This is a genomic window from Yinghuangia sp. YIM S10712, from assembly GCF_051388935.1.
In the GTDB taxonomy this organism is placed as follows: Bacteria; Actinomycetota; Actinomycetes; order Streptomycetales; family Streptomycetaceae; genus Yinghuangia.
Genome location: NZ_JBPKBI010000001.1, coordinates 932,329 through 940,590, shown reverse-complemented (window position 1 = coordinate 940,590; position 8,262 = coordinate 932,329). Strand labels below are relative to the sequence as shown.

The 8,262-nt window shown below is 71.0% G+C and carries 5 protein-coding genes; all 5 read right to left on the bottom strand.

Translation table 11 applies throughout. The annotated features are described in order from the left end of the window. Window positions 1–45: 45 nt before the first annotated feature. The 5 genes from ACRX5W_RS04390 to mutA all read right to left on the bottom strand — a co-directional run bounded on the left by ACRX5W_RS04390 (window position 46) and on the right by mutA (window position 7,998). Complete coding sequence (locus ACRX5W_RS04390; protein ID WP_436786541.1) at window positions 46–1,134, bottom strand: BMP family lipoprotein; 1,089 nt, start codon at window positions 1,132–1,134, stop codon at window positions 46–48. Between the two features lie 369 nt (window positions 1,135–1,503). After that, the gene (locus tag ACRX5W_RS04385) at window positions 1,504–2,721 is read right to left on the bottom strand and encodes an amidohydrolase (RefSeq protein ID WP_436786540.1); all 1,218 of its coding nucleotides are present in this window, start codon (window positions 2,719–2,721) and stop codon (window positions 1,504–1,506) included. 141 nt (window positions 2,722–2,862) lie between these two features. Beyond that, window positions 2,863–3,867, bottom strand: a complete 1,005-nt coding sequence (meaB, locus tag ACRX5W_RS04380; protein ID WP_436786539.1) for a methylmalonyl Co-A mutase-associated GTPase MeaB — start codon at window positions 3,865–3,867, stop codon at window positions 2,863–2,865. A gap of 1 nt (window position 3,868) precedes the next feature. Next, window positions 3,869–6,091, bottom strand: coding sequence for a methylmalonyl-CoA mutase (scpA, locus tag ACRX5W_RS04375; RefSeq protein ID WP_436786538.1), 2,223 nt, complete (start codon window positions 6,089–6,091; stop codon window positions 3,869–3,871). Continuing rightward, the gene (gene mutA, locus ACRX5W_RS04370) at window positions 6,088–7,998 is read right to left on the bottom strand and encodes a methylmalonyl-CoA mutase small subunit (RefSeq protein ID WP_436786537.1); all 1,911 of its coding nucleotides are present in this window, start codon (window positions 7,996–7,998) and stop codon (window positions 6,088–6,090) included. The genes scpA and mutA overlap by 4 nt, the downstream gene beginning before the upstream one ends. Between the last annotated feature and the right edge of the window lie 264 nt (window positions 7,999–8,262).

The window sequence follows — 8,262 nt, the reverse complement described above, 5'->3', positions numbered from 1 at the left end:
GGGCGCCGTGGACAACGCTCGCGTCCACGGCGCCCGGCCGGGAGGTCAGCCCTTGGGCTGGGCCGGCGATGTGATCGGGATCGTGCCGGCGATGATGCCGTTCTTGATCGTTTCCAACTCGCTTCTGGTCTCGGGGCCGACCTGCGCGTCGAAGTCGTGGAACGGGGCCATGCCGACGCCGCCGTTCTTCAGGTTGCCGAGGTACGGCTGCGTCGAGAACTGGCCGTTCAGCGACTCCTGAAGGGCGAGGAAAAGCGAGTCGGTCATGCCCTTGGTAACGGTCGAGAGCATGACGTTCTTGTACTGGTCGGCGCTCACGTAGCCGTCGACGTCGACCCACAATATGGCGGCCCGCCCGCTTTGCTGCGCTTCCGCGGCGGCGCCGAGGCCGGTCGCGCCGGCGACGGGGTGTATGACGTCCGCGCCTTGGGCGATGAGGTCCTTGGCGATGCGCTGACCGTCGCTCGGGCTGTCGAACTTGTCCGCGAACTGGCCTTCCTGGGCTGCCGCGTCCCAACCTATGGCCTGGACGTTCTTGCCCTTCTGCTGGTTGTAGTACTGCACGCCCTGGACGAAGCCGTCCATGTAGATGGTCACCGGCGGGATCTTCTTGCCGCCGAAGGTGCCGACCTTGCCGGTCTTCGACTGCGCCGCGGCGAGGTAGCCGCCCATGAACGCCGCCTGCGCGGTGTTGTATTCGAGGCCCTTGATGTTCGGCTCGACGCTGGGCGAGTCGACGATGATGAACTTCTGGTTCGGGTTCTTCGCCGCCGCCTGGCCCGTCGCGGTCGCCATCAGTCCGCCGACCGCGACGATCACGTCGCAGTCCTCGGCGAGCATGCTGTCGATGTTGGGCACGTAGTCGTTCTCGGTCTTCGAGTCGGCCTTCTTGATCTGGATGCCGAGGTTCTGCTGCGCTCTTTGCAGCGCGGCCCACGACGCCGCGTTGAACGAGCGGTCGTCGACGCCGCCCTGGTCCGTCACCATGCACGCCTTGAAGTCGCGGGCGTTCGCGCCGCCCGGCGCGGGCGACGACGCGCTGTCGTCGTCGTCCGGCTTGTCACCACACGCGGAGGCGGTGAGGGCGAGAGCCCCCGTGACCGCGACCGCAACGACCTTGGATACCCGGCGCACGGGGTTCTCCTTCCGAGGGAACCGTGTGAGAAGAGAGCTGTCGTCCAGTCGATCAACGCGTGTAGATTCCGCGGTGTACGCGCGTAGACGGCTGAATCGCCGCCGAGCATACCTACGAACGCAACATCTCCGGCATACAGGTCGTATTACCGCTTGGAAACGATCCGCGCACAGAGCAGGCGACGTACGGCCCGCGTGCGCGGGTGACGGTGGTCGCCTCACCGCTGCACGGTTTCCCCGGTTCGCGTGCGGCTAAAAGCAAAGACCCCGCACCACCGGGTGCGGGGTCCTTCTTGTCCTGATGTCCTGCGTAATCCGGACGGCGCTCCCGGGGCCGTGCCCGGGTGGCGTCCGCCTCGGGGCCGCGGGTTACCGGTGAGCCCGGGTGGCGAGGCCGGCGAAGAGACGCACGCCGATCCCGATGGCCCGCTCGTCGACGTCGAAGCGGCCCTGGTGCAGGTCGTACGGCGCCTCGCCGACCGGGCGCACCCCGAGCCGGGTGAGCTGGCCCGGCACGTCCTCCAGGAACCACGAGAAGTCCTCGCCGCCGAGGCTCTGCTCGGTGACCTCGACCGACGCCGCGCCGAGGAACCCGGTCGCGACCGTGCGCGCCGCCGCCACCGCGTCGGCGTCGTTCACCACCGGCGGCACGCCCCGGTGGTGCTCCAGCTCCCACTTGGCGCCGTAGGTCGCGGCGATGGAGTCGATCAGCTCCTGCAAGAGGTCGGGGGCCTGGCGCCACGCCTCGATGTCCAGGCAGCGCAGGGTGCCGTCGAGCTCGCCGCGCTGCGGGATGACGTTGGGCGCGACGCCCGCGTTGATGCGCCCCCACACGACGCTGACGCCCGACCGCGGGTCGACGCGCCGGGCCAGCGCCGCGGGCAGTTCGGCGGCCATCTTGGCGAGCGCGGTCACCAGGTCCGTGGACTTGTGCGGGCGCGCGGTGTGGCCGCCCGGCCCGCCGAGCGTCACGATAAGCCGGTCGCACGCCGAGGTGATCGCGCCGACCCGCAGCGCGACGCGGCCGACCTCGACGCGGGGGTCGCAGTGGACCGCGTGGATCTCCTCGACGCCGTCCAGGCCGCCGGCCTTGATGACGTCGAGCGCGCCGCCGGGCAGTTTTTCCTCGGCGGGCTGGAAGATCAACCGGACCGGGCGCGGCAGCATGCCCTCGCGCGCGAGGTCGGCGAGCACCAGGCCCGCCCCGAGGGTGACGGCGGTGTGGACGTCGTGGCCGCAGGCATGCGCCCGGCCCGGCACCGTAGATCGGTACGGGACGTCCTTGATGTCCTCGACGGGCAGCGCGTCGATGTCGCCGCGGAACGCGATCATGCCGCGCCCGTCTCCACCGCCGCGCTCCGGGTGGATGTCGCACACCACGCCGGTGCCGGGGAGCAGACGGGGCGTCAGCCCGGCCTTCACCAGCCGGTCGTTGATCAGCTTGGTGGTGCGGAACTCCTCCCGGCCCAACTCGGGGTGCATGTGCAGGTCGCGGCGGAGGGCCACAAGCTCATCGGCGTACGCGGCGACGCGGGAAGACACGGCTGACGCCAGGTCCCCGGCGCCGTGGGGCTGGGGAGTGCTCACCCACGCAAGGGTACGTTCCCTGTGTTGCCGCCACGTGTCGATCAGCGAATTACCCCCCTTCGTGTGAGAAAAAAAGCACGGCCCGGTGCATGACCGGGATCCGGCGGGGGTATGCCAATACGTTTGTTCGCCCGGTGCCGTTCAGTCGGTGTCGCGGTGCCGTCCGTGGAACGCGTCGAGGATGCGCGCGGCGGCGAGCGTCGCCGTGATCGCGCCGTCCCGCACCTGCTGTTCGAGCTCCGGCACGAGGCGTTTGACCTCGGGATTCGCATGCAGTTCGGCCAGCAGGCCGTCGTGTACGGCGGACCACGTCCAGTCGACCTGCTGGCGCCGCCGCAGCTCGGTGAGCCGTCCCGCCGCTTCCATGGTCTGACGGTGCTTCAGCACCGTCTCCCACAGCTCGTCCAGACCCGTACCGGTGAGCCCCGAACAGGTCAGCACGGGGGTGTACCAAGGTTCACCCGGACGGCGCATCAGTCTCAGCGCGCCCTGGAGTTCGCGGGCGGCCGCGCGAGCCGCCGGGGCGTGGTCGCCGTCGGCCTTGTTGACCGCGACGATGTCGGCCATCTCCAGGACCCCCTTCTTGATGCCCTGGAGCTGGTCGCCGGTGCGCGCGAGCGTGAGGAAGAGGAAGCAGTCGACCATGTTCGCGACGGTCACCTCGGACTGCCCGACGCCGACCGTCTCGACGAGCACCACGTCGTACCCGGCCGCCTCCATCAGCACGATCGACTCGCGCGTGGCGCGCGCGACGCCGCCGAGCGTGCCCGCGGTCGGCGACGGGCGCACGAACGCGGCCGGGTCGACGGCGAGGCGGCCCATGCGGGTCTTGTCGCCGAGGATGCTGCCGCCGGTGCGCGTGGACGACGGGTCGACGGCGAGCACCGCGACCCGGTGCCCGGCGGCGGTCAGGTCGGTGCCGAGCGCTTCGATGAACGTCGACTTGCCCACGCCGGGCACGCCGGTGATGCCGACGCGGTGCGCGCCGCCGGCGTGCGGGAGCAGTTTGAGCAGCAACTCCTGGGCGAGGTCGCGGTGGTCGGGCCGGGTCGACTCGACCAGGGTGACCGCGCGGGCCAGCAGGGTGCGGTTGCCGGCCAGCACGCCTTCCGCGTACTGGCCGACATCGATTACGCGGCGGGCCACGTCACTCCGTCGTCGTGGGCGGTTCGTCCGACGACCTGCCGTCGAGGCGCCGCAGCAGGTCGGCCGCGGCGTCGGCGATGACCGTGCCGGGAGGGAACACCGCGGCGGCGCCCATGTCGAGCAGTTCCTGGACGTCGGAGGGCGGGATGACCCCGCCGACCACGATCATGATCTCCGCGGCGTCGAGCTTGGCAAGCTCGTCGCGCAGGGCCGGCACCAGCGTCAGGTGTCCAGCCGCGAGGGAGGAGACGCCGACCACGTGCACGTCGGCCTCGACGGCCTGGCGGGCGACCTCCTCCGGGGTCTGGAACAACGCGCCCACGTCGACGTCGAAACCGAGGTCGGCGAAGGCGGTCGCGATGACCTTCTGTCCGCGGTCGTGGCCGTCCTGGCCCATCTTGGCGACGAGGATGCGCGGGCGGCGGCCCTCCTCGGCCTCGAAGTGCTCGACCAGCCTGCGGACCTCGTCCACGCTGCCCGTGGCCCCCACCTCCTCGCGGTACACGCCGGTGAGCGTGCGGATCGTCGCCTGGTGGCGACCGTACGCCTTCTCCAACGCGTCGGAGATCTCCCCGACCGTGGCCTTCGCCCGGGCCGCGTCGACGGCGAGCTTGAGGAGGTTGTGCTCCAGGTCGTTCGGCCGCTCGCCGGCGAGGTCGGCCTCGGCGGCGCCGGTCAGGGCCGCGAGCGCGCGTTCGACCGCGGCGCTGTCGCGCTCGGCGCGCAGGCGTTCCAGCTTGGCGATCTGGTCGGCGCGCACCTGGGCGTTGTCGACCTTGAGGACCTCGATGGGCTGGTCGTTGTCGACGAGGTACTTGTTGACGCCGATCAGCGGCTGGCGGCCCGAGTCGATGCGGGCCTGCGTGCGCGCCGCGGCCTCCTCGATGCGCAGCTTGGGGATGCCGGCGTCGATCGCGGCGGCCATGCCGCCGGCCTTCTCGATCTCGACGAGGTGTTCGCGGGCGCGCATGGCCAGGTCGTACGTGAGGCGTTCGACGTACGCGCTGCCGCCCCACGGGTCGATGACGTTGCACGTGCCCGACTCCTGCTGGAGCAGGAGCTGGGTGTTGCGGGCGATGCGGGCGGAGAAGTCCGTCGGCAGCGCGAGGGCCTCGTCGAGGGCGTTGGTGTGCAGCGACTGCGTGTGCCCCTGGGTGGACGCCATCGCCTCGATGCACGTGCGCACGACGTTGTTGAAGACGTCCTGCGCGGTGAGCGACCATCCGGAGGTCTGCGAATGGGTGCGCAGCGACAGAGACTTGGGGTTTTTCGCGCCGACGGACTGGACGAGGTCGGCCCAGATGAGGCGGGCCGCGCGCATCTTGGCGATCTCCATGAAGAAGTTCATGCCGATCGCCCAGAAGAAGGACAGCCGGGGGGCGAAGGCGTCGACGTCGAGGCCCGCCTCCATGCCGGCCTTCAGGTATTCGACGCCGTCCGCGAGGGTGTAGGCGAGCTCCAGGTCGGCGGTGGCCCCGGCCTCCTGAATGTGGTAGCCGGAGATGGAGATCGAGTTGAACTTCGGCATCTTCTGCGAGGTGTACGCGAAGATGTCGGAGATGATCCGCATCGAGGGCTTCGGCGGGTAGATGTAGGTGTTCCGGACCATGAACTCCTTGAGGATGTCGTTCTGGATGGTCCCCGCGAGCTGTTCCGGCGTCACCCCCTGCTCTTCCGCCGCGACGATGTAGAGGGCGAGGATCGGGAGCACCGCGCCGTTCATCGTCATCGAGACCGACATCTGGTCGAGGGGGATCCCGTCGAACAGCTGCCGCATGTCGTAGATGGAGTCGATCGCGACGCCCGCCATGCCGACGTCGCCGGACACGCGCGGGTGGTCGGAGTCGTAGCCGCGGTGGGTGGCCAGGTCGAAGGCGATCGACAGGCCCTTCTGGCCGGCCGCGAGGTTGCGGCGGTAGAAGGCGTTGGACGCCTCGGCGGTGGAGAAGCCCGCGTACTGGCGGATGGTCCACGGCTGGTTGACGTACATCGTCGGGTACGGGCCGCGCAGGTACGGCGTGACGCCCGGGTAGGTGCGGAGGAAGTCCAGCCCCTCCGTGTCCTTCGCGGTGTACAGCGCCTTGACCGGGATGCCCTCGGGGGTGTCGCGGGTCAGCTCGTCGGCGTCCTTGCCGGTCGCCTCGCGGACGGCGTCGCGCCATGCGTCGGGGGTCGCGGCCTCGGGGGTGCCGAGGTCGACTCCGGTGAAGTCGGGAATGGTCATCGCGCGTCTCCCCCTGCGGTCAGGGTCGCGTAGGTGGTGTGCAGGACGTCGAGCGCGTCGCATCCGGCGAACAGGAAGCCGTCGGCGCCCGTGTCGGCCCACTTCTTCGCTGCCCCGGCGAGCCAGACGTACTCGGCGCCGGCGGCTTTGAGGGCGGCGGCGGCCGGTGCGGCCTGGTCGGTGTAGAGCTTGTCGGACGAGGCGAGGACCGCGACCTTGGGCGCGCCGGCGGCGCGGTAGGCCGCGGTGACGTCGTCGACGGTCTCGGTCGCCCCGGCCTCGACCGCGTCGATGCCGCCGGCCGCGAAGAGGTTGCGGGCGAACTGCGCGCGGGCGGTGTGCTGCGCGACCGGGCCGAGGGTGGCCAGGAAAACCGTGGGACGGGCGTCGGTGGCGAGCAGGATGTCGTCGGAGCGGTCGCGCAGGGCCTCGTAGTCCTCCGCGTAGCGCACGCGCGGGAGGCCGCCGCCTTCGCGGGCGGGGTAGGGCTCGCGGACGACCGCTTCCTCGGTGAGGTGCGGGAACTCGCTGACGCCGGTGATGGGGTCCTTGCGGGTGGCGAGCGCGCGGGCGCGGGCTTCGCGGACCTCGCCGACGCGGTCGGCGACCAGACCGGAGTCGAGGGCTGCCGTGATGCCTCCGACGCGCTCGATGTCCTGGAAGAACGCCCAAGCGGCGTGGGCGAGTTCGTCGGTCAGCTTCTCGACGTACCAGGAGCCGCCGGCGGGGTCGATGACCTGGGCGAGGTGGGATTCCTCCAGCAGCAGCGCCTGCGTGTTGCGTGCTATCCGCCGGGCGAAGGCGTCGGGGAGGCCGAGGGCGGAGTCGAACGGGCGTACGGTCACCGCGTCCGCGCCGCCGACGCCCGCCGCGAACGACGCGACGGTGGTGCGCAGCATGTTGACCCACGGGTCGCGCTTGGTGGTCATCGACCACGAGGTGACGGCGTGCTGCTTCTGCGCGCCCGCCCCCGCGGCGCCGCAGGCCTGGGCGACGCGGGCCCACAGGCGGCGGGCGGCGCGCAGCTTGGCGATGGTGAGGAACTGGTCGGCGGTGGCCGCGAAGCGGAACTCGACGAGGCCGAGGGCGGTCTCGACGTCGAGTCCGGCGGCGGTGAGCGCGCGCAGGTAGGCGACGCCGGCCGCGGTCGCGGCGCCGAGCTCCTGGGCTTCGGAGGCGCCGGCCTCGTGGTAGGGCTGGCCGTCGACGGCGATGGCCTGGAGGCCGGGGAATTCGGCGTGCGCGCGCACCGCGAGTTCGGCGGCCGCGGCGAGGTCGGTGCCGGGCCCGGGGGCGGTGCCGGTGCGGGCGTGGGTGGTGACGGGGTCGGCGCCAAGGTTGCCGCGCACCTGGTCGGCGGGGATGCCGCGGTCGCGGAAGACGCCGAGGAGGATGTCGGCCGCGGCGGTGAAGTCGGTGCCGGGGTCGAGGACGACCGGGGCCAGGTCGAGCATGACGCCGGCGAGCACGCGCGGCAGCTCGGCGGGGTCGACGGCGTCGGGGCCGGTGTACAGGAAGACGGACGTCACGCCGTTTTCCAGGTCGGCGAGCACGGCTTCGGCGGTGCGCGCGGGGTCGGGGTCGCCGTGCGACTGGCGTACGTCCCAGCCGTCGAGCGAGCTTCCGGCCGCGCGGGCGCCGCGCACGTACGCGGGCAGTCCGGGGACACCGGGGTCGGGCGAGGCGTCGTCGGCCGTGTAGAGAGGGGCCAGTTTGACGCCGTCGTAAGTGGTGGTCGCGAGCAGTTCCTCCGGGTGTTCGGGTGCGTCGTCCGCACCGATCACCCGCGACTTGCGGAGCACGCCGGCCACCAGCTGTTGCCACTGTTCACGCGTCGGCTGCGGGAACTGCGAGGCAAAGGTGGTGAAGCCGGTAGACGTGCCGCCGTCGACAGTAGCCTCCGTCATATTCCGCATCGTAGGGATTCGCGCGGGGCGAGCGATACACGGCCTCGGTGTGACATCAGTCGCGCGCACAACTTGCCGAAAACAAGCATTTTATCGGTGCGCGGGGCCGACACCCAGCGTCACAACGCCTGCGCAGAGCCACGAAAGGACGGCCGATGCGGGGGAATCCAGACGAGCGGCGTCATGCTTTCGGTTCCCGGGAGCGTGCGGAATCGATCACATCGCACGCCCCCGGCGGCAGCGGCGCCTATTCCGGTGGCTAAC